We start from the raw sequence: 21,533 nt of genomic DNA, 5'->3' as shown, positions 1-21,533 counted from the left end.
CTCCTCCACCACATCACCCCCCAACCCACCACCACCACCTTCTACTCCACAGTCACCAACTCCTTCATCGACCCCACGGAGCTGGACGGCGACTACTGGTACCGCAACCTCAGCAACCCCGTCCTCTTCGAACCGGCCGTCCGCGCCCTCCTCGACGCGGAGCACTCGGTCTTCGTGGAGGTAAGCCCCCACCCCGTCCTCACCACCGCCCTCCAGGACACCGCCGACACCACCGACACCCACGCCCTCATCACCGGCACCCTCCRCCGCAACGAAGGCACCCTCCACCGCTTCCACCTCTCCCTCGCCCACCTCCACACCCACGGCATCCCCGTCGACTGGACACCGGCCCTGCCCACCGTGGCGGGCCGCGCAACCGATCTGCCGACCTACCCCTTCCAGCGGCGGCGCTACTGGCTGGAGGGGCCCGCCGCCCACAGCGACGCCGGAAGTCTCGGGGTGGACTCCGCCGACCATCCGTTCCTGGCCGCGTCGACCACGCTCGCCCAGGGGGAGACCGTGCTGCTCACCGGGCGCGTCTCGCTGCGCACGCACCCCTGGCTCGCCGACCACGCCGTGAGCGGGACACCCCTGCTTCCGGCCACCGCCCAGCTGGAGCTCGCACTCCAGGCGGGCAGGCACGTCGGCGCCGGCACAGTGGATGAACTGACTCTGGAAGAACCGCTGTTGGTGCCGGAGCGCGGCGGTGTGCGGATCCAGGTGGCGGTGGAGGCGCCGGACACCGAGGGACGGCGGCAGTTGACCGTCCACGCGCGGCCCGACGGTCCGGCGGACGATGTGCTGGGCGAAGCACCGGGGTGGACCCGTCACGCCACCGGCGTCCTCGCCCCGGCCGACGCCACTCCCCACGCAGCCGGAGAGGACGACGGAGCGGTCTGGCCGCCGGACGGGGCCACCGCACTCGACACCGACGGCCTCTACGCGGAACTCGCCGCGCTGGGGTACGAGTACGGCCCCGCCTTCCGCAATCTGACGGCCGCCTGGCGGTCGGGCGACACCGTGTACGGCGAAGTGTCACTCGCACCCGAACTCCACGCGGAGGCAGCCAGGTTCGTGCTGCACCCGGCACTCCTCGACTCGGCCCTCCACACGCTGGGGCTGGGCGACTTCCTCGGCGAGGGCGTCCGGCTGCCGTTCTCCTGGTCCGGGGCGGCGCTGCGGGCCACCGGAGCCACGTCCCTGCGGGTGACGGCCGCCCCCGGTGACGGGGGGCGGGACACGGTCCGGGTCTCGGTCGCCGACCCTACGGGCGCGGCTGTGCTCGATGTGGAGACCCTCATCCTGCGGCCGGTATCGCCGGGGCAGCTGCCCGCCGCGCCGGGGTCGTCCGCCGCCGGTGCCCTCTACAGCCTGGAGTGGACGGAGTCCGGCGAGCCGGTTCCGTCCCCGGAGACCACGGCCGCCTTCGAAGTGCTGGACGCCACCGCCCCGTTCGAGGGGCCGGCACCGGTCGCCGCCGGTGCGGCCGTGGAATGGCTGCTCGGCCGGCTGCGGGAACACGTGGCCGACGAGGATCAGTCGCGGGCGCGTCTCGTCATCCTCACCCGCCGGGCCGTGGGCGTCCGGGCCGGTGATCCGGTCGACCTCGCGGCCGCCCCGCTGTGGGGGCTCGCGCGGTCGGCCGCCACCGAGAATCCCGGCCGCATCACCCTGGTGGACCTCGACGGCGAGCAGTCCTCCCAGGACGTGCTGGCGGCGGCCGTCGCCACCGACGAGCCCCAGCTGGCTTTGCGTGACGGCCGGATCCTGGTGCCGAGGCTGCGCAGGGCGGAGGCCGGGGCGGCGACCGTCGTCCCGCCCGAAGGTGTGGCCGGCTGGCGGCTGGAGACTCCGGGCGGTTCACCGGACGATCTGTATGCCGCCGCCCATCCTGCAGCGGAGGCACCACTGTCCGAAGGCCAGGTGCGGATCGAGGTGCGGGCCGCCGGGCTCAACTTCCGCGATGTGCTGACCGCTCTCGGCATGGTGCCGGCCGGTGCCCCGCTCGGGACGGAGGTCGCGGGCGCGGTCGTCGAGACCGGTCCCGGGGTCGACGGGTTCGAGGTCGGCGACCGGGTGTTCGGCCTGGCTCCGGGCGCGGTGGGGCCGCTGGCCGTCGCAGACCGGCGGCTGATCGCCCGTGTGCCGCGCGGCTGGTCCTACGCGGAGGCGGCGGGGGTGCCCGCGGTGTTCACCACGGCCTACTACGGACTGGTCGAGCTGGCCGGCCTCCGCCGKGGCGAACGGGTACTGATCCACTCCGGGGCAGGCGGGGTCGGCATGGCGGCTCTCCAGGTGGCCCGCCATCTCGGGGCCGAGGTGTTCGCCACGGCGAGCCCGGGGAAGTGGGGCGCGCTGCGAGCGCTCGGTCTCGACGCGGACCATATCGCCTCCTCCCGTACGACCGGGTTCGAGCAGCAGGTGCTGGACGTGACCGGGCGCGCCGGCACCGCGCCCGCGCCGGGGGTCGATGTCGTCCTCAACTCGTTGACCGGGGAGTTCATCGACGCCTCACTGCGGCTCCTGTCCTCCGGAGGGCGGTTCGTCGAGATGGGGATCGCCGACCTGCGGGCCCCGGAGGAGGTCGCGGCGGTCCGGCCCGGTGTCGCGTACCAGCCCTTCGAGCTGCTGGACATGGACCCGGGCCGGGTCGGGGACGTACTGACCCGGGTCCTCGCCCTGTTCGAGCAGGGTGTGCTGTCTCCGCTCCCGGTCACCACCTGGGATGTGGGCAAGGCGCCCGACGCTTTCCGGCACTTCGGGCAGGCCCGTCAGGTGGGCAAGGTGGTGCTGACGCTGCCGCCGCGTACCTCGCCGGAGGGGACGGTCCTGATCACCGGTGGCACCGGCACGCTGGGTTCCGCCCTGGCCCGGCACCTGGTGACCGAGCACGGTGTGCGCCACCTGCTGCTCACGGGCCGGCGCGGGCCCGACGCCCCGGGTGCGCCCGAACTGCGCGCGGAACTGGAGGAGTTGGGGGCCACGGTACGGATCGCCGCTTGCGATGCGGCCGACCGGGAGTCGCTCGCCGGCCTGCTGGCATCCCTGCCGACCGGGCAGCCGCTGACGGGTGTGGTGCACGCGGCCGGAGTCCTGGATGACGGGGTACTCGCCTCGTTGACCCCGGAGAAGGTCCGTGCGGTGCTGCGGCCCAAGGCGGACGCGGCCTGGAACCTGCACGAACTGACCCGGGACCTGGACCTGTCCCTGTTCGTGCTGTTCTCCTCCGCCTCGGGGCTGCTCGGGGGCGCGGGGCAGGGCAACTACGCGGCGGCCAACGTGTTCCTGGACGCGCTGGCCGGCCACCGGCGGGCGCGCGGGCTGCCCGCGGTGTCCCTCGCGTGGGGCATGTGGGAGGCGGCCAGCGGTATGACCGGGCATCTGGCCGGCGCCGACCGGGCCCGCATCGCGCGGGGCGGACTCGTCCCGATGTCGGTGCCGGAGGGACTGGCGTTGTTCGACGCCGCCCTGGCCGACGGCCGCCCGCTGCTCGTACCGGCGCCCCTCGACGGTGCGGGGCTGCGGGCCCTCGCCGAAGCAGGACCCGGGACCGGTGGAGTGCCGGCCGTGCTGCGGTCGCTGGTCAGGGCACCCGCCGYRCGGCGGGCGGCGAGCGGGGCGCGCGTACCCGCCTCGTCGGCGGCGCAGGGGCTTACGGCGTTGCGCGGTCCCGAGCGTACGCAGGCACTGCTCACGCTGGTACGTGGGCAGGTGGCGGCCGTGCTCGGCCATCTGACGGCCGACGACATCACCGCCGACCGGGCGTTCAAGGAGATCGGATTCGACTCGCTGACGGCGGTCGAGCTGCGCAACCGGATCTCGGCGGCCACCGGGCTGCGGCTTCCGACCACGACGGTGTTCGACTTCCCCACCCCCACGGCGCTCGCCGAGCGGTTGTCCGCGCTGCTGGCCCCGGACGAGCGGACGGACGCCGGCGAACTGGAGCGGCTGCTGGAGGCCGTGACGGTGGACAGCGACGGGTTCCACGAGCTCAGGGAGCGGCTGCGGGCAGCCCTGTGGCGGTGGGACGAACAGGCGGCGGAACCCGCGGGCGGGGCCGGCCGGACACCGGACGGCGATCTGGACGCGGCGACGGACGAGGAACTGTTCCGCACGCTCGACGAGGAACTGGGTGCGTCGTGACAGGCCATTTCAGCGTACGAGAGGGCGAAGGCGATGAGTAACGAGGACAGGCTCCGCGACTACCTGAAACGGAGCACGGCCGACCTCAGGCAGGCCCGGCGCAGGATCAAGGAACTGGAGGACAAGGAGCACGAGCCGGTCGCGATCGTGGCGATGGGCTGCCGGTTCCCGGGCGGAGCCGACTCGCCGGAGGCGCTGTGGCGGCTGGTGGCCGAGGAGACGGACGCGGTGTCCGGCTTCCCCGAGGACCGCGGCTGGGACACTGAGCGGCTCTACGACCCCGATCCGGACCACGCCGGCACCACCTACACCCGCGAGGGCGGGTTCCTGGAGGGGGCCGGCGGGTTCGACGCGCCGTTCTTCGGCATGGGCCCGAGGGAGGCTGTCGCGACCGACCCGCAGCACCGGCAGCTCCTGGAGGTGGCCTGGGAGACCCTGGAGCGCGCCGGAATCGCCCCGGGCTCCCTGCGCGGCAGCCGTACCGGCGTCTTCGCCGGGGTGGTGTCGCAGGCGTACGTGCCGCCGCCGGACCAGCTGCCCGAGGGGTTCGAGGGGCATCTGATGACGGGCAACGCGACGAGCGTCGCCTCGGGCCGCATCGCCTACCACCTCGGCCTGGAGGGCCCGGCTGTCACGCTCGACACCGCCTGCTCGTCCTCGCTGGTGGCCATGCACCTGGCGGCGCAGTCGCTGCGGCGCGGCGAGAGCGATCTCGCGCTGGCGGGCGGCGTCACCGTGATGGCCACCCCGCTGCTCCTGGTCGAGTTCAGCCGGCAGCGCGGGCTGGCCCCCGACGCCCGTTGCAAGGCGTTCGACGCGGCGGCCGACGGCACCGGGTTCGCGGAGGGGGTCGGCCTCGTCCTGCTGGAACGGCTCTCCGACGCCCGCCGCAACGGACGCCGCGTCCTCGCGGTGCTGCGCGGTTCCGCGGTCAACCAGGACGGTGCGAGCAACGGTCTCACCGCCCCCAACGGCCCGACGCAGGTCCGGGTCATCCAGCAGGCGCTGGCCTCCGCCCGGCTCGCCCCGCAGCAGGTGGACGCGGTGGAGGCGCACGGCACCGGTACGCGGCTCGGCGACCCGATCGAGGCGCAGGCGCTGCTCGCCGCCTACGGCCAGGGCCGTCCGGAGGGTGAGCCGCTCCTCCTGGGGTCGCTCAAGTCGAACATCGGCCACACCCAGGCGGCGGCCGGCGTGGCCGGTGTCATCAAGATGGTGCAGTCGATGCGCCACGGGGTGCTGCCGCGCACCCTGCACGTGACGGAGCCGACCCCGCACGTCGACTGGTCGTCGGGGGCCGTCGAACTGCTCACCGAGGCCGTCGAGTGGCCCGACCGGGGCCGGCCACGCCGGGCCGGGGTTTCGTCCTTCGGGATCAGCGGCACCAACGCACACGTCATCCTGGAGCAGGCCGACGCCGCGGACGAGGCGGAGGGAACGCGGGAGGGGGCCCTCACCGAAGGGGCCTCGGCCAGGCCCCTGCCGGAGCCCCCGGCGCCCTGGCCGCTGTCGGCCCATACGGAGTCGGCGCTGCGGGCCCAGGCCGGCCGGCTGCACGCCCATCTGGTCGCGACACCCGGTCTGCGGGCCCACGACGTGGGCCGGACGCTGGCCCTGGGGCGTACGCCGCTCCGTCACCGCGCGGTGGTCCTGCCGGGCGACCACACCGGGCAGCCGGCTGCCCTGGCCGCGCTGGCGTCGGGCAAAAGGCCTGCCGGGGTGGTGTACGGCAGTGCGGCCGCGCCGCCTGCCACCGCGTACCTCTTCACCGGGCAGGGCAGTCAGCGCCCGCGCATGGGGGTGGAGTTGTACGAGCTGCGGCCGGCCTTCGCCAAGGCTCTCGACGAGGTGTGCGAGGCCTTCGCAACGGTTCTGCCGCGCCCGCTGAAGAGCCTGCTGTTCGCGGCGGAGGGCAGTCCGGAGGCGGCGCTGCTGGAGCGGACCGAGTACGCCCAGCCCGCATTGTTCGCCGTCGAGACCGCCTTGTTCCGCCTCCTGGAGCAGTCGCTTCCGGCTCCGGCCCAGGTCACGGGACACTCGATCGGTGGGCTCGCCGCCGTGCACGCGGCCGGGGTGCTGTCGCTCGAGGACGCCTGCATCCTGGTCGCCGCGCGGGGCCGGCTGATGCAGTCCATGCCCGGCGGGGGCGCGATGGTGGCGTGCGAGGCATCGGAGGAGGAGGTGCGCGAGGCTCTCGCCGGGTACGGGGGAAGGGCGGGCGTGGCCGCGGTCAACGGTCCGCTGTCGACGGTTGTCTCGGGAGACGCGGACGCGGTGGCGGAGGTGGCCGACGCGTTCCGGGAGCGGGGCCGCAGGACGCACCGCCTCCGGGTGAGTCACGCCTTCCACTCCCACCATATGGACGGGGCGCTGGACGGGGTGCGTGCGGTGGTGGCCCGGCTGCGCTTCCACGAGCCCAGGATTCCCGTCGTCTCCGATCTGACCGGCCGCCTCACCGGGCTCGACGAGCTGCGGCAACCGGACTACTGGGCGCGGCAGCTGCGTTCACCGGTGCGGTTCGGCGACGCGGTGGTCACACTGGCCGGCGCGGGGGCGACCGCGTTCGTGGAGGTGGGGCCCGACGCGGCGCTCACCCCGTTGGTGGCCGCCTGCCTGCCCGGGACCGCGCCCCTGGTCGTCCCGGCGCAGGTGCGCGACCGCCGGGGCGAGGAGACGTTCGCGGGGGCGCTCTCCGCTCTCCATGCCGCGGGCGGTGATGTGCGCTGGGAGACCTGGTACGCGGAACAGGCAGCTCCCCCGGCCGAGTTGCCGACCTACCCGTTCGAGCACACCCACCACTGGTGGCCGGCTCCGGCGGGCGCCGCACCGGAGGCGCGGCTCGCGCCGGAGGCGGAGGAGCCGTCGGAGGCGCCGGAGGAGGGAGGGTCGCTGCTGGATCTCGTACGGCTCCACGCCGCGCATGTGCTCGGTCACGAGTCACCGGAGTCGATCGCGGCCGAGGACAACTTCCTGGAGATCGGCTTCTCCTCGTTCACCGCGCTGGAGGTCCGTAACCGGCTCTGCGAGGCGACCGGGCTGCTGCTGCCCCCGGTGCTGCTCTTCGACCATCCGACGCCGTCGGCCGTCGCCGGATTCATCCGGGACGAGCTGGCCGCGGCGTAGAGCGGGCGCGACGACGGGAGCCGGACCCCTGTGCGCAGGGCCCGGCTCCCGTCGTCGCACGGCGGACGTCACCAGGTGACCGGCAGCCGGAACACCCCCTGCACGGAGCCGCCCGGCTTGACGCCCAGTGCGTCGAGGGGCTCGGTGAGCCGCAACGTCGGTATACGGGTGGCGAGTTCGTGGAGGGCGATCTCCAGTTCCGCCCGGGCGAGGTTCTGGCCGATGCACTGGTGGACGCCGTAGCCGAAGGCGAGGTGGTGGCGGGTGCCGCGCCGCACGTCGAGGGTGTCGGGGTCGGTGAAGACGTGCGGTGAGCGGTTGGCCGCCGCGTTCGGCAGGTAGACGCCGTCGCCCTCCTTGACGACGACTCCGCCGATCTCGATGTCGGCGGCCGCGACCCGCTGGAGCTCGTCGGCGACCGAGAGGAAGCGCAGCAGCTCCTCGACCGCTCCGGACGCGACGCCCGGGTCGTTGCGCAACTCGGCGAGCTGCTCAGGGTGTTCGAGAAGCGTGAGCACGCTCAGCCCGATCATGTTCGCGGTCGTCTCGTGGCCGGCGACCAGCAGGAACATCGCGATGGAGGCCAGCTCCAGCCGTTCCAGCTGCCCGGTGACCAGCCGCTCGGCGATCAGTTCGTCGAGCAGCCCCTCCCCCGGCTTCGTCTCCTTGGCCGCGATGAGTTCGCCGAAGTAGCCGACCAGGGCCGCGCTGGCGTCGGACGCCTCCTGCGCCGTGCTGGTCGCCTGCACCATCCGGCTCGTCTGCTGCTCGAAGAAGTCGTGGTCGGAGTACGGAACGCCGAGGAGCTCGCAGATGACGGTGGAGGGAACCGGCAGCGCGAACTCGGGCACGAGATCCGCGGTGGTCCTCCCGTCGGCGAGCAGCGCGTCGATCTTCTCCGCGACAACGCGTCGGATGGCGGGCCGCAGGGAGTTGACTCGCTTCACGGTGAAGCTGGGGATCAGCATGCGCCGCTGGATGTCGTGCTCCGGCGGGTCCATCCCCACCAGCGCGGTGAGCTTGGCGGCGGCCATGCGCGGGACGAGCACCGGGAAGTCGGGGCGGGTCCGGTCGGAGGAGAGGCGGGGATCGACGAGCAGCCGGCGGGTCTCCTCGTATCCGGTGACCACCCAGGCGACGCGGCCGTCGTAGAGGCGTACGCGCGCGAGCGGCCCTTCCCTGCGCAGCTCCTCGTACCCGGCCGGCGGGTGGTAGGGGCAACCGCGCGTCATCGGGAACTCGGGCAGCCCCACGGTCTCGGTCGTCACGGTGTCGATGCTCATGCGGCCCCCAGGCGCTCGGTGCACAGCCGGGTCTCCGGTGTGAACCGGCATTGTCGGGAGGACCGGTTAAGAGGTTCTAAAGCCGCCTGCCGGGTGCCTCACCGCCGGCCCATCGGGCGGCGAGGAGCAGGGCGATGTCGTCGGGCCGGTCCGCCGCCTGCCGTGCACGGCCGATCACATGGTCCGCCGTCTCGTCCAGGGGCGCCGGCCCGTATGCGGCGATGATGCCGCGCAGCCGCTCGACCCCCACGTCGATGTCCGTGCCCGACTCCTCGACCATGCCGTCGGTGTACAGCGCGAGCATGGCGCCTGGTTCGAGGAGCAGTTCGGTGACGGGGTAGGACGCCTGCGAGTCGACGCCGAGCACGATGCCGCCGGGCAGGTCCATGACCTCGGCCGTGCCGTCGGGGTGGCGCAGCACGGGCTGCGGGTGACCGGCCCGGACGGCCTGCGTGAGACCGGTGGCGGGGTCCATGAGGATGTAGCAGCAGCTGGCGAACTGGCCGGGGTCGAGGTCGATGAGCAGCCGGTTGGTGCCGCTCATCACCGCCTGGGGGTCGTGCCGGCTGAGCGCGAAGGCGCGTACCGCGCTGCGCAGTTGGCCCATGGTCGCGGCGGCAGCGACACCGTGGCCCTGTACGTCCCCGATGGCCAGGGCGAGCTTTCCGTCGGTCTCGATGACGTCGTACCAGTCGCCGCCGACGTCCATGTCCTGGGTGCCGGCGAGGTACCGGCCCGCGGTGTCGACTCCGTCCACCACGGGCAGCCCGTGCGGGAGCAGGACGTCTTGCAGGCCGCGGGCCAGGGCGGCCTCGGTGTCGTAGCGCTGGGCCCGCTCCAGGGCCTGGGCGATGAGGCCGGCGAGGGCCGTCAGGACCGTGCGTTCCTCCGGGCTGAAGCCGCGCGGCTGGTCGAAGCCGAGGATGCAGGAGCCGACGTGCCGTCCGGAGGCGATGAGCGGCAGGAAGGCGCGCGCCCCGACGTCCGTGTCCATCGGAATGCCGGGGTACGCGGCGGCCAGGCGCTGCATGGATTCGAAGAAGATGGGACGGCCGGTGGTCAGCGTCTCGACACCGGGGATGCGGGCGGCCAGGTCCACGCCGTCGAACCGGTCCAGGAAGCCGTGCGGGAAGCCGGTCTCCCACTCCAGGTAGAGATGGCGCTCCTTCAGCAGGTAGATCGCGAGCTGGCGGCCGCCGAAGGCGGGCAGCAGCTCCTCGGTGACCACGGCGGACACCTGCCGGGCGGTGACCGCCTCGGTGAGGGCGATGGCCAGGGCGACCGGCCGGTAGAGCGCGGCGGAGCGGTCGGCCGGGGAGCCGAGGCCCAGCCCGGGCGACACGACGGAGCCCGGGGCGTAGACCGGCTGTTCGGTGGGGGTCAGCACGGCGGTGACGCCGTCGTGGCCGGGGTACAGGGAGACGGAGAGCCAGGGCGGCGGGGTGCGACGGGCGAGGAAGTGGACCGGGGCGTCGGAGAGCATCGCGGCGCGGTAGTGGTCCTCGTAGGCCGGGTTCGCGAACCACGGCAGGGCCTCCCAGAGCACCCGTCCCACCAGCTCGGACCGGGGATGGCCGAGGATCTCCTCGGCCAGGTGGTTGATGTAGGTGATCCGGGCGAAGCGGTCGAGTGAGAAGATGCCGCGCGGCAGCCGGTCGGCCGCCTCGGCGACGACCGGGCCGATGCCGAGGTCCACCAGGAACCCGGTCAGGTGTGTCGACGCGCCGGAGTCCGCACCCTTGTCCCGGCGGCCGGAGACCTCCAGCAGGTGCGAGCGGCCGTCGGGGCCGCGCAGCCGCATCCTGCGGACGACGGGTCCGCCGGAGTCCGCGGCCWGGCGGGCCAGGGCCCACAGCCCGTACACGTCCTCCGGGGCCAGCCGGGCCGCCAGCGCGTCGATGGTGCCGGGGAACCGGTGCCGTCCGGTACCGAGGATGGCGACCAGCTCGTCGTCGGCGCCGACGACCCCGCTCTCCAGGTCCCAGTCGAAGCGTCCGATCCGCACGGGTGGCGAACTACCCGCCGGCAGCTGGACGGGCAGTGGCTCCTCGTCCCATTCCACCGCTGTCCCGGCGGCCTCCAGAGCGGCCAGCGCTCCGCCGAGCCCTTCGGCGATGCTCAGCAGTCTGCTCCGGTCGGTACTCCCCACCGGCTTGCCGGGGGTCGCCGGGCGCAGCACGACCAGGACGCCGACCGCTTTGCCGCGGCTGACGACCGGTACGTAGAGCGAGCCGAAGGGAAAGGGCAGTCCCGCCATCAGCTGAGGGAAGCGGCGCATCGCCTCCTCCGCGTCGGCGAGGTGCACGGGCCGGCCCGACCGGAACGCCTCGGCGACCGGGAACGGCCGGTTCACATGCATCCGCCACCAGGGACGGAACAGCGGGCCCGGCAGTCCCGCCAGTACCGCGAGCCGCAGGAGCCCGGGGGTGAGGGAGCGCAGATAGACACCGCCCGCCTGGCCGCCGGTGGATTCGATCGCGCTCACGGCAGCCTGGGAGAGGACCAGCGACAGTTCGTCCGGCGCCCGGCCGTTCCTGAGCTTCCCGGACACACCACTACCCTCGCTCAGCGGCTTGCGCCGGACCGCGCCGTACCAGGTCACACAGCCAGCATGCTCCCGCGCCACCGTGGGGCGCACTTCGGAGCGTCCGGCGAGGGCTACCGAAATGCACCCTCCGTCCTTGTATGCAAGTCTGAAGTCAGCCCATCGTCCGACATCCGCGAGGAGGCACGATCATGGGCAAGAAGCAGAGCCGGCAGAACCGCGGCGCCCGTAGCGGAGGCCATGAGCACTCCACGGCCACGGCGGCCAAGGAGCAGACGAGTACCGCTCCCGCACCCGATGCGGTGAAGGCGATTTCGGAGCAGGTCTCCCACAAGCGCGAGCGGAAGTTCGGCCACAACTGACCTTTTCGGCGCGCCGCCGCCACCGGGTGCGTCTCAGGAGCGGCAGCCACCGTCCCCGCGGAGACTGCCGCTCCTCGGGCGCGCCGCCCTCCGGCCGGCGATCGCGCCCTCGACGCACAGCACAGGGCCCACGCCACTTTCAGGCGCGGGCCCTGCCGGGACTGTGCCCCTACTGCTCGCCGGTGGGCGGACGGCGGCCACCGAACTCGTCATTGAGCTTCTGCTGGGCGGAATCGACCTGGCCGCCGTACTTGCCGCCCGTCTTCTTGTCGACGAAGTCGCCACCCTTCTCGACTCCCTGGCGGGTCTGGTCGGGATGCCCCTTCATCAGGCCCTTGATCTTGTCGAGCATGCTCATGACTTTCCTCCTCATGGAACGCTGACCCTCCCAGCATCCATGCGATGCCCCGGCGCCGCATCCGGGACGGCGGCGGCCCCCGGCACCCCGGGCGGACGCGCGCGGACCCCGGGGAAATTACCCACAGGTATGTAGTGACTTCTCACGCGAGCGCCAGTAGAACTCGTTCCCATTCGATCGAGAGTGAGGAACGTCACATGACGGATTCGAGCTTACCCCACAAGAGATCGAGCGAGGTCTCCCGTCGCAGGTTCATGGCTAGAACAGGTTTCATTCTTGGAGCGGCCGCCCTCTCCGGTCGCGCCACCACCGCTCAGGCGCGCACCACCGGCACAGCGGCGGTGATCGGCAGCGGGGACCATGTCCCGGTTCTGGTCATAGGCACCGGGTACGGCGGGTCCGTCGCCGCCCTCCGGCTCGCCCGCGCCGGGGTCCACGTCCATCTGGTCGAGATGGGGATGGCCTGGGACACCCCCGGGGCGGACGGCAAGATCTTCGCCAACACGACGAGTCCCGACGGCCGTTCGTACTGGCTCCGCACCAAGTCCAAGCAGCCTCTCAGCAACTTCCTCGGCTTTCCCATCGACCGGGCGATCCCCCGCTACACCGGCATCCTGGACGCCGAGGACTTCAGCGGCATCACGGTGTACCAGGGGCGCGGCGTCGGGGGCGGGTCGCTGGTCAACGGCGGCATGGCGGTGACTCCCAGGCGTGAGAACTTCGGCGCCGTCCTCCCGTCCGTGAACGCCGACGAGATGTACGCCACCTACTACCCGAGGGCCAACAGCGGGCTCGGGGTCGGCACCGTCGACTCGGCGTGGTTCGACAGCGTGGACTGCTACAAGTACGCCCGCGTCGGCCGCAAGCACGCCCAACGCTCCGGCTTCCCGTTCGTCTTCGTGCCCGATGTGTACGACTGGGACTACATGGAGCAGGAGGCGGCCGGCACCGTACCCAAGTCGGCGCTGGACGGTGAGATCCTCTACGGCAACAACTACGGCAAGAAGTCGCTGCAGAAGACCTACCTCGCCCAGGCCGAGGCCACCGGGAACGTCACCATCTCACCGCTGCACCAGGTGACTTCGGTCGCTCCGGCGACGGGTGGCGGCTACACGGTCGTCATCGACGAACTCCGCACCGACGGGAGCGTCGCGACCACCAAGACGGTCACCGCGGACAAGGTGTTCTTCGCCGCGGGCAGTGTCGGCACCAGCAAGCTGCTGACCCGGCTGAAGGCCACGGGCGCGCTGTCCGGTCTGAACGACGAGATCGGCAAGGGCTGGGGCGACAACGGCAACGTCATGTGCGGCCGCGCCAATCACGTGTGGGACGCGACCGGCGCGGTCCAGTCGAGCATCCCGTGCGGCGGCATCGACAACTGGGCCGCCGGAGGCGCCTTCGCCGAGGTCGCGCCGCTGCCGACCGGAATCGAGACGTTCGCCTCGTTCTATCTGTCGATCACGAAGAACCCGAACCGTGCGCAGTTCTCCTGGAACGCGGCCACGGGCAAGGTCGACCTGAACTGGCAGACCGCATGGAAGCAGCCCTCCATCGACATGGCGAAGACGATCTTCGACAAGATCAACGCCAAGGAGGGGACGATCTACCGCACCGATCTCTTCGGCGTCCACAAGATCTGGGGCGACCACCTCACCTACCACCCGCTCGGCGGCGCCGTCCTCGACAGGGCCACCGACAACTACGGCCGCCTGCACGGCTATACGGGCCTCTACGTCATCGACGGCTCGCTGATCCCGGGCAACACCAGCGTCAATCCGTTCGTCACCATCACGGCACTCGCCGAACGGAACATCGAGAAGATCATCGCCACCGATCTGTGACGGCGGGACCCGCGCGCGAACCTTCCGGTAGGCGGCGTCGGACCGGCCTCCTACCGGATGCGCGCCGCGGCAGCACGGGCCGCGACCGCCGCGGCGCCGGTCCCCGCGCGCGGCGTCGCCGGGCGGCCGATCGGCCGGACCGGCGGTTCCTCAGTGGCCCGGCAGGACGCACACCGCGTCGAGGCCGAGCACATGGTTGAGCCGGCCGAACGCCAGCCAGGAACCGATGCTCATGCTCAGCTCGACGATCTCGTGCTGGCTGTAGTGCGCGGTCATCCGGGCCCAGAACGCGTCGTCCAGGCCGTGGTGGTCCAGTGCGTACCGCTCGGCGTACTCGGCGGCCAGCCGGGTCCGGTCGTCGAAGGCCTCGGTGGTGCGCCAGTCGTCCACCGCACCGGCGAACTCCTCCTCGACCTTCTGCCCGTCGCGTTCGGTGCGCCAGTCCAGGCAGAAGAGACAGCCGTTGATCTGCGCGATGCGAAGCCTGGCGGCCTCGAACTCACGGAGTCCGAGCGTGGTGTGCTCGTACACCGACAGCGAGAAGTTCGCGGCGGCCATGCCGATACCGGGGACCATGTCGCCCCACACGTAGCCGATCGGCTCCTGGCCCTCGGGGATGTCGATGATCATGACTGCTTCCTTCCGAGTCGGCCGGCTGCGGGACGCAGCGGGACGTCGAGCGCGTCGTAGAGCCCGGGCTCCGCCTCCACCAGCCAGTCGATGGCGTTCACCAGCCGGCCGACAGCGGTGGCGTTGCCGCCCGCCGAGCGGTTCTCGTCCTCGTCGGTGGCCTCGACGGTCACCTCGATGCGCGGGCGTCCCTCGATGATCACCCGGTGGGCACCGGCACCGTCGGGCGGCGACGGCCAGTCCGGGGCGCACGACGGATGGATGCGGGTGATGTGCTCGATGACGATGCGGGCTTCGCCCTCGACGATGCCCTGGACCTCGAAGCGGACCGCGCCCTGGGTGCCCGCCTCGAACACGCCCATCGTCCTGGTCGTGACGGTGGTGTCGAGCGGCCGCCGGGCCATGGTCTCGCGGATGTCGTCGAGTTCCACGCCCAGGGCCCGGGCCATCAGCCGTATCTGACCGCCCCACACCATGGTCGGGACGGAGTCCGCGAGCATGAGGGGCTCGTACTCCATGGGGTGTCCCATGCCGATCAGGTGGCGGACCGAGTCGGGCTGGTCGTACGTGGAGTAGTCGAAGATCTCCTGGCAGCGGATCGCGTCGACCGTGGTGCCGAGCCCGCTGATCAGCAGGGGCAGTACGTCGTTGCCCCAGCCGGGGTCCACGCCGGAGACGAAGAGCGATCCGCCACCGCCGGCCACGGCGGCCAGCACCGGTTCGCGCAGCTCGGGCGGGGCGCCGCGCTGGTTGTACAGCGCGTACAGCGCCGGGGTGACGACGACGGCGCCGCCGGCCATCGCCCTGGTGATGTCGGCCAGCGCCTCGTCGGGGCGGATGTCGCCGGAGGCCGCGTACACGACGGCCCGGGGGCTCGTGGCGAGCACCGCTTCGATGTCGTCGGTCGCCGCGACGCCCAGATCGCGGTCCAGTCCGGCGAGGACGCCCGCGTCGCGGCCCACCTTGCCGGGGTCGTGGACGAGTACGTGCGCGAGTTTCAGGGCCGGATGGGCCTCGACGGCGCGGATGGCCGCACGGCCGACATTGCCGGTTCCCCACACCACCGTGGAAATCATGCGGCGGAGGGTAGCGCGCGGGATGAAAGGTTCATAGTGGCATCGCACACCGGGTTGGGAGCGTACGGGGACAGGCCCGGGAAACCCGTCCCCACCTCGCTCCCGGGCTGTTACTCGTCGATCGCGGTCCCGTAGCCGGCGCCCGTCTCCGGACCTTGGAACGTTCCGGCGTCGAACGTCCACGAGCCGGCGGCCGTCACGCCGCCGGCACCGGCCGGGAACGCCCAGACGATGCCGTCGCCGGCGTTCTCTCCGGGCGCCGCGGTCAGCAGACCGGACCGCCCGTCGTTGTCGGGGTCGGTCAGCCGCGCCTGGCCGCCCCAGCGGTCGCTCTTCTCGGCCACGCCCGGCACGTTCACCGAGTCCTGGTCCCAGGAGGCGGCGCCGGTGGTGGTCAGCCCGCCGGCCGCGCCGCGCAGCACCCACACGGCCCCCGCGTCGGCGATCGCGCCGATGTCCTCGCCGGGCGCGCCGATGGCCACATCCGCGTACCCGTCGCCGTCGGTGTCGGCGACGGAGAGGTCAGCGCCCCAGCCGTCGCCGGCCTCCGAACCGCCGGGGACACCGGGGGTGTCCTGCGTCCACCACACGGGCGGGGTACCGGGACCCTCGGCGCCGACCGGCCCGTCGCCGGCGCTGCCGTAGTACACGCCGACCACACCGCCGGTCATCGACGCGCCGCCGTCGTCGGGGCTGTGCGGCTCCCCGGTGACGAGGTCGTCGTAGCCGTCGTGGTCGATGTCGCCGGAGGCGACGGCCGGGCCGCCGCGCAGGTCGTGGTCGTAGCGGAGCCCCTGGACCTCGCCCAGGAGGAGCGCGGACCAGCCGCGGCCCGGCTCGTCGCCGACGGTGACGCCGGAGATGACGAGATCGGCGAGACCGTTGCCGTCGTAGTCGCCGGTGGTCAGGGCACGGGGTGCGATCTCGCGCCCGGGGGTGCCGGGGACGTGGCTGCTGCTCGACGTGGTGTTGCCGCGGGTTCCCGGGGCGTACTGGAACAGCGTGAAGTCGGTGCGGTCGGTCACGGCCAGCTGGTCGCCGGAGATGTCGGGGCTGAAGTGCGCGGCGGCGAGTGCGCTGCCGAACCCGGCGCCGGCGGCGGGCTCTGCGGCCTGCAACCAGTCGCTGCCCGAGCCGGAGAGCCCCTGCGCGGAGCCCCACAGGACCACGACGCCGCCCGCGTCGGTCACCGGCTCGATGTTCTCGCCCGGGAGGCCCACGACGGCGTCGTCGTACCCGTCCCCGTCCAGGTCGCCGGTGGCCAGGGCGGAGCCGAACCCGTCCCCGGCCTCGGCTCCGTCCGGGACCCCGGTGGTGTTCTGGCTGAGGACGGCGCCGCGGGCGGTGCCGATGCCGTCCGGCCCTCCGTACTGCACGGTCACATAGCCCGCGCCCTTCTTGCCGCCGACGGTCCCGCCGGGCGCGCCGATGAGCACGTCGTCGTAGCCGTCGCCGTTGAAGTCGGTGCCGCGGTCGTCCGCGTGCGTTCCGCCGGGAGTACCGGCCGAGGCCGGGGGTGCGGCGACGGCAACCCCTGCCATCAGGACAAATGAGGCCGCGACAACAGCGGCCGGTCGGTAGGTGCGCACGAGCGGCTCCTCGGTTCAAGGATGACCGGGCGGGACCGGGGGGACGCCGGGAAGAGCCCGTTACCCTCCTGGCGCCCTGTTGGACCGGCTCCGCGGCACAAGGGTTGTACGGCATCGCAAAAGGGGTGGAAGGGAGCTGTTCAGCTCCCTTCCACCCCTTTTCACGGCTCGGCGCGAGGGCGGTACCTCAGTGGATCAGTAGGCGCCGAAGACGTTGTCGATCGAGCCGTACGTCGCGGCGGCGTAGTTGCACGCGGCGGTGATGTTGGCGACGGGGTCCAGGATGTCCAGCGAGGTGCCGGGCACGTGGTAGGCGTCGAAGGTGGGCTGGATGACCTGGAGCAGGCCCTTGGACGGGGTGCCGGCCGCGGCGTTCGAGTCCCAGTTGTTGACGATCTGCGGGTTGCCCGAGGACTCGCGCAGGATGTTGCGGTGGATGCTGTCGTAGCTGCCGGGGATGCCGTGCTCGGCCATGACGGCCAGGGACTCCTTGATCCAGCCGTCGAGGTCGTCGGTGTACGCCGTCGCGCTCTGCGCGGGGGCGGTCTCGACGGTCTCGGCGGTCACCTCGGCGACGGGCGTCGCCGTCCGCTGGGAACGGTCGGCGCGGTCGGTGCTCTCGGCACGGTCGGCCGACGGCTTGGAGTCGCTGCCCGAGGTGTTCTCCGACTTGAATTCGCTCTTGGTCGCGGCCTCGGGGGCGGCGGCCGTGGACTTGGCGCCGATCGTCAGCTTCAGGCCCGGGTGAATCAGGTCGGGGTTGCCGCCGACCACGCTGCGGTTGTCCTTGTAGAGCTGCGCCCAGCCGCCGTCGAGGGAATGCCCGCGGGCGATCTTGGAAAGCGAATCTCCGGAGACCACGGAATAGGTGGTGGTCTTGCCCTGCTGTACGGCAATTCCCTTGCCGGCAACGGAAACCGGGGCTGCGGCCTTTTCCGCGACGACCGACTGGACCGGTGCGGCGGAAGCCGATCCGGCAGCGATCAGGGGGAGCGCGAGAACCGCGCCGCCCGCGCTCACGGCGATGAGACCGCGGGTCAGGGGGGTGGACTTGGAACGACGGTGGTGGCCCTTGATGGGCATGGCGCTTTTCCTCTCCGCCGCCTGCGAGGTGAGCTGTCGGGTTCGGACTGGAGATGTCCGGCCGCACATGGCGACTTCACCCCTAGCCGCTCCGGATTCCCGGAACGGCGGCAAACCTGGGTCCCCCGCTCCTGCCGTACGTGAGTGGTCGGGTTACCGGACGGCGGCAGGATTCGGCGTTCCATCCGGATTGACGGTGACCGTAAGCGAGAAAGACCGGGCGAAACAAGCCCGGAATTCCTGATCACAATTGATCCGCAAGATCAATAAAAGGAAATGTGCGACGCCGGTCACATCCGGGCGGGTCAACTTTCTTGGGGCGCCAGGGAACCGACGCGTCTGGTTCCGCGTCAGGGGCGGGAAACGTGACGCTGGCCACTGCGCCCGAAAAGGGCGATTTGCCCTCAACCGGGAAGGCGCGCCCGCCCGAACCGGCGCGAGGGCGGGGATTTTTGACAATTCCGACTCATTGGCCGAATGCGGACATCAAGGGGCAGGGGTCGGCTGCGCGGCCACGCCGGTACGGCTGCGCGGCACCACGACCGGTGAGCCGTCGCCCGGGGCTGCGAGGATGTCCGCGTCGAGCGCGTACAGCTCCCTCACCAGCGCTTCGTCGACCGTCTCCCGGGGGATCCCCGTGGCAACGACGCGGCCGCCCTTCATGGCGACGAGCAGGTCGGCGTAGCGGGCCGCGGCGGCGAGGTCGTGCTGGACCATGACGACGGTGCGGCCGGTGGCCGCGACCTCGCGGACGAGTTCCAGGACCTCGACGGCATGCCCGAGGTCGAGGGCGCTGGTCGGTTCGTCGAGCAGGACGACCGGGGTCCGCTGGGCCAGCACCATCGCGAGCCAGCAGCGCTGGCGCTGCCCGCCGGACAGCCGGTCGACGCGCTCCCCGGCCAGCGCGGTGGTCCCGGTGGCGTCGAGCGCCTCGCGCACCGCCCGCTCGTCCTCGCGCGACCACTGGCGCAGCAGCCCCTGGTGCGGGCTCCGGCCGTAGCGCACCAGCCCGGCCACGGTGACCGCCTCGGGAGCGCGCGGTGACTGCGGCAGCAGCGCGACGTGGTGGGCGGCCCGGCGCCGGCCGGTCGCCCAGATGTCCGTGCCGCCGATCAGGACCGTGCCGGACTCGGGACGGTGGAGGCGGGCGACGGCCCGCAGCAGCGTCGACTTCCCGCAGCCGTTGGGCCCCACGATCGCGACGACCTGTCCGGCGGGAACGGTGAGGCCGACGTTCTCGACGACGGGGCGGCCCGGATATCCGGCGTGCAGGCCACGGACTTCGAGGCCCGCCCTCGTACCGGTCTGGTGCTCGGTCATGTGCGGCTCACGCCTTTCCGGCGGCCGGGTCGGGCCGCAGCAGTACCCACAGGAGGAAGGGACCGCCGAGGACGCTGGTGACGACCCCGACGGGCAGTTCGACCGGCGCGGCGACACGTCCGATCGCATCGGCCGCGGCGATCAGCGCGGCTCCGGTCAGCGCCGAGGCGGTGACCGGGACGCGGGTGGGACCGGTCAGCCGCTGGGCGAGGATCGGCGCCGCCAGCGCGACGAAGGCGATGGGGCCGCCGACGCCGACCGCCGTGCCGGCCAGCAGGACGGCGAGGACGAGCGCGACGGTGCGTACCCGTCGCAGGTCGACGCCCAGGGAGCTCGCCACCTCGTCGCCGAAGCGCAGCAGTTGCAGCCGGTGTCCGGCGGCCAGCGAGAGCGGGACGAGGAACAGCAGGACCACCGCCAACGGCATCCCGGCGTTCCAGTCGCGTCCGTTGAGGCTGCCGACGGCCCAGAGGAACACGCCGCCCGCCGTGTTGTCGTTCTCGCGCGACATGATCAGGTCGCTCACCGCGCCGATGAAGGTGGAGATGCCGATCCCGGTCACGAGCAGTCGGTATCCGGCGCTCCCCGCTCCTCCCGCGCACAGGACGACGAGGACGGCGGCGGCCACGGCACCGATCGGGCCGAGCCACCAGTTGCCGACCATGCCGGTGGCGGATCCCGCGGCGGCGGCGACCACGGCGGCGGTGGCGCCTTCGTTGACCCCGACCAGGTCGGGTGTGGCGAGCCTGTTGCCGGCCAGCGTCTGGGTGAGACAGCCCGCGATGCCGAGGGCGGCGCCGACCAGCAGACCGGTGAAGATCCGGGGAAGCCGGAAGTCGCGCACGATCATGGCGGTTCCGGCATCGCCGGTTCCGAGGAGTCCCGAAAGGGTCTGCGCGAGGCTCATTCCGGTCGAACTCGCCATCACCGCCAGGGTGATGAGGAGGACCAGCAGCGCAACGAGCAGCACGGCGGCGAGTGCGCTGCGCCTCGGGAGGAGCCAGGAGAGCGTGCCGGTGCGCAGCACGATGCTGTCGGGCGGGGTCACGTCCGTCAGGCCGGGACTCCCGCCGCGGATAGCCGGGGCCTGGTCGGTCATGCCGGAACTCCCGCCGTCGACAGGCGCGAGGAGCGGGCGATCCACACGAGCAGGGGCCCGCCGACGAAGGCGAGCAGCACGCTGACCGGGGTCTCCCAGGGCCGGATCACGATGCGCGCGAGGATGTCCGCGACGATCATGATGTCGGCCGCGATGAGGGCGGACAGGACGAGGGCGGCGGTCATCCGCGCCCCGGCCAGGGCCCGCGCGGCGTAGGGCGCGAACAGTCCGAGGAAGGCGATGGGTCCGGCCACGGCCACCGCGCATCCGGCGAGCAGTGAGACGGCCACGGCGACGACGAGCCGGATCCGGCCGGGATGGTGGCCCAGCGAGCGGGCACCGTCGTCCCCGAGCCCGAGCGCCGCCAGCGGGCGGGCGCAGCCGAGTGCGGTGAGCAGGCCCACCGCGATCAGGGGCAGCAGGGGTGTCAGGTCGGAGAGCTCGATGCCGGCGAGCGAACCGATCGTCCAGTAGCGGTAGGTGTCGAAGGTCGACTGGGTGCCCAGCAGGACGTACGAGGTGAGGCCGTGGAAGGTGGCGCCGAGCGCCGATCCGGCCAGGACGAGCCGCAGCGGGGATCCGCCGCCGCGCCCGGACGCGGCGAACAGAAGGACGGCCGCGCTCGCGACCATGCCCCCGGCCAGGGCCCACACCAGCAACGAAGCGGGTGAGTCCGCGCCGAAGAAGGTGAGCCCCAGCACCACGGCGAAGGCGGCTCCGGAGTTGACGCCGAGCAGCCCCGTCTCGGCGAGCGGGTTGCGGGTGGCGGCCTGCAGGAGGCAGCCGGCCGTTCCCAGACAGGCCCCGACCAGGACCGCGGCGAGCGTGCGCGGCAGGCGTACGTCCACGACGGCCAGGCGCAGTTGGGCGTCGGCCCGTGCGGCCGGCTCGCCGACGAGGTAGTCCCAGGCGCCGCCCGCCGAACTCGACCCGGTGCCGATGAGCAGGGACAGCAGGACGAGGAGGGGCAGCAGGAGCACGAGGCCGGTGGCCGCCCATACGGCCGCGCGCCCTTCCCGTGGCGGGATTCCGGTGGGGCGGGACCCGGTTCCGGGCCGTCCCCCTTGCACGATCGACATAT

14 protein-coding genes and 1 riboswitch are annotated in these 21,533 nt (G+C 72.4%); of the genes, 4 read left to right on the top strand and 10 right to left on the bottom strand.

Features of this window, described 5'->3' with window-relative positions; all coding sequences use genetic code 11:
• Both EAO72_RS08635 and EAO72_RS08630 read left to right on the top strand, forming a co-directional pair.
• On the top strand, nucleotides 1-4,143 hold a 4,143-nt coding region (locus EAO72_RS08635), incomplete at its 5' end, for an SDR family NAD(P)-dependent oxidoreductase (protein WP_148016656.1).
• A 33-nt stretch (nucleotides 4,144-4,176) separates the two neighbouring features.
• A complete protein-coding gene (locus EAO72_RS08630) occupies nucleotides 4,177-7,266 on the top strand; it encodes a type I polyketide synthase (RefSeq protein WP_148016655.1) in 3,090 nt (1,029 codons plus the stop codon).
• A 68-nt stretch (nucleotides 7,267-7,334) separates the two neighbouring features.
• On the opposite strand, the gene EAO72_RS08625 is transcribed toward EAO72_RS08630, so the two are convergent.
• Complete coding sequence (locus EAO72_RS08625) at nucleotides 7,335-8,549, bottom strand: cytochrome P450 (protein WP_148016654.1); 1,215 nt, start codon at nucleotides 8,547-8,549, stop codon at nucleotides 7,335-7,337.
• 76 nt (nucleotides 8,550-8,625) lie between these two features.
• Entirely contained in the window at nucleotides 8,626-11,151 is a 2,526-nt protein-coding gene (locus tag EAO72_RS08620; RefSeq protein ID WP_148016653.1) for a SpoIIE family protein phosphatase, read from the bottom strand.
• Between the two features lie 134 nt (nucleotides 11,152-11,285).
• On the opposite strand from EAO72_RS08620, the gene EAO72_RS41840 reads away from it, so the two are divergent.
• Nucleotides 11,286-11,456: a hypothetical protein gene (locus EAO72_RS41840; protein ID WP_187284975.1), complete on the top strand. Its 171-nt coding sequence runs from the start codon at nucleotides 11,286-11,288 to the stop codon at nucleotides 11,454-11,456.
• 169 nt (nucleotides 11,457-11,625) lie between these two features.
• Here the strand turns inward: EAO72_RS41840 and EAO72_RS08615 are convergent, their stop codons facing one another.
• Nucleotides 11,626-11,814, bottom strand: coding sequence for an antitoxin (locus EAO72_RS08615; protein WP_148016652.1), 189 nt, complete (start codon nucleotides 11,812-11,814; stop codon nucleotides 11,626-11,628).
• A 197-nt stretch (nucleotides 11,815-12,011) separates the two neighbouring features.
• Here EAO72_RS08615 and EAO72_RS08610 point away from each other — a divergent pair, with 197 nt between their 5' ends.
• Nucleotides 12,012-13,655 carry a GMC oxidoreductase gene (locus EAO72_RS08610; RefSeq protein WP_148016651.1) on the top strand — a complete coding sequence of 548 codons (1,644 nt, stop codon included), beginning with the start codon at nucleotides 12,012-12,014 and terminating at the stop codon, nucleotides 13,653-13,655.
• A gap of 150 nt (nucleotides 13,656-13,805) precedes the next feature.
• Here EAO72_RS08610 and EAO72_RS08605 read toward each other — a convergent pair whose 3' ends face one another.
• The 7 genes from EAO72_RS08605 to EAO72_RS08575 form a co-directional block, all read right to left on the bottom strand.
• Nucleotides 13,806-14,285: a carboxymuconolactone decarboxylase family protein gene (locus tag EAO72_RS08605; RefSeq protein WP_148016650.1), complete on the bottom strand. Its 480-nt coding sequence runs from the start codon at nucleotides 14,283-14,285 to the stop codon at nucleotides 13,806-13,808.
• Nucleotides 14,282-15,361, bottom strand: a complete 1,080-nt coding sequence (locus tag EAO72_RS08600; protein ID WP_148016649.1) for an NAD(P)H-dependent amine dehydrogenase family protein — start codon at nucleotides 15,359-15,361, stop codon at nucleotides 14,282-14,284. Before EAO72_RS08600 ends, EAO72_RS08605 begins: the two co-directional genes overlap by 4 nt.
• A gap of 110 nt (nucleotides 15,362-15,471) precedes the next feature.
• The gene (locus tag EAO72_RS08595) at nucleotides 15,472-16,950 is read right to left on the bottom strand and encodes an integrin alpha (protein WP_148016648.1); all 1,479 of its coding nucleotides are present in this window, start codon (nucleotides 16,948-16,950) and stop codon (nucleotides 15,472-15,474) included.
• Between the two features lie 195 nt (nucleotides 16,951-17,145).
• Nucleotides 17,146-18,033: a transglycosylase SLT domain-containing protein gene (locus EAO72_RS08590; protein WP_148016647.1), complete on the bottom strand. Its 888-nt coding sequence runs from the start codon at nucleotides 18,031-18,033 to the stop codon at nucleotides 17,146-17,148.
• Between the two features lie 3 nt (nucleotides 18,034-18,036).
• Nucleotides 18,037-18,222: riboswitch (cyclic di-AMP (ydaO/yuaA leader) on the bottom strand.
• 297 nt (nucleotides 18,223-18,519) lie between these two features.
• Complete coding sequence (locus EAO72_RS08585) at nucleotides 18,520-19,353, bottom strand: ABC transporter ATP-binding protein (RefSeq protein ID WP_148016646.1); 834 nt, start codon at nucleotides 19,351-19,353, stop codon at nucleotides 18,520-18,522.
• 7 nt (nucleotides 19,354-19,360) lie between these two features.
• Nucleotides 19,361-20,452 carry a FecCD family ABC transporter permease gene (locus EAO72_RS08580; RefSeq protein WP_148016645.1) on the bottom strand — a complete coding sequence of 364 codons (1,092 nt, stop codon included), beginning with the start codon at nucleotides 20,450-20,452 and terminating at the stop codon, nucleotides 19,361-19,363.
• Complete coding sequence (locus EAO72_RS08575) at nucleotides 20,449-21,531, bottom strand: FecCD family ABC transporter permease (protein ID WP_148016644.1); 1,083 nt, start codon at nucleotides 21,529-21,531, stop codon at nucleotides 20,449-20,451. The genes EAO72_RS08580 and EAO72_RS08575 overlap by 4 nt, the downstream gene beginning before the upstream one ends.
• Nucleotides 21,532-21,533: the final 2 nt, after the last annotated feature.

This window comes from Streptomyces sp. OR43, assembly GCF_008042275.1.
Taxonomy (GTDB): Bacteria; Actinomycetota; Actinomycetes; order Streptomycetales; family Streptomycetaceae; genus Streptomyces.
The sequence above is the reverse complement of the archived record's forward strand: the minus strand, read 5'-3'. Positions and strand labels throughout refer to the sequence as shown.

What these genes read in the sequence shown, in the direction of transcription:
- EAO72_RS08610 (WP_148016651.1), top strand. Translation starts at nt 12,012, where the DNA reads ATGACGGATTCGAGCTTACCCCACAAGAGATCGAGCGAGGTCTCCCGT.
- EAO72_RS08615 (WP_148016652.1), bottom strand. Translation starts at nt 11,814, where the DNA reads ATGAGCATGCTCGACAAGATCAAGGGCCTGATGAAGGGGCATCCCGAC.
- EAO72_RS08605 (WP_148016650.1), bottom strand. Translation starts at nt 14,285, where the DNA reads ATGATCATCGACATCCCCGAGGGCCAGGAGCCGATCGGCTACGTGTGG.
- EAO72_RS08600 (WP_148016649.1), bottom strand. Translation starts at nt 15,361, where the DNA reads ATGATTTCCACGGTGGTGTGGGGAACCGGCAATGTCGGCCGTGCGGCC.
- EAO72_RS41840 (WP_187284975.1), top strand. Translation starts at nt 11,286, where the DNA reads ATGGGCAAGAAGCAGAGCCGGCAGAACCGCGGCGCCCGTAGCGGAGGC.
- EAO72_RS08575 (WP_148016644.1), bottom strand. Translation starts at nt 21,531, where the DNA reads ATGTCGATCGTGCAAGGGGGACGGCCCGGAACCGGGTCCCGCCCCACC.
- EAO72_RS08585 (WP_148016646.1), bottom strand. Translation starts at nt 19,353, where the DNA reads ATGACCGAGCACCAGACCGGTACGAGGGCGGGCCTCGAAGTCCGTGGC.
- EAO72_RS08630 (WP_148016655.1), top strand. Translation starts at nt 4,177, where the DNA reads ATGAGTAACGAGGACAGGCTCCGCGACTACCTGAAACGGAGCACGGCC.
- EAO72_RS08590 (WP_148016647.1), bottom strand. Translation starts at nt 18,033, where the DNA reads ATGCCCATCAAGGGCCACCACCGTCGTTCCAAGTCCACCCCCCTGACC.
- EAO72_RS08580 (WP_148016645.1), bottom strand. Translation starts at nt 20,452, where the DNA reads ATGACCGACCAGGCCCCGGCTATCCGCGGCGGGAGTCCCGGCCTGACG.
- EAO72_RS08625 (WP_148016654.1), bottom strand. Translation starts at nt 8,549, where the DNA reads ATGAGCATCGACACCGTGACGACCGAGACCGTGGGGCTGCCCGAGTTC.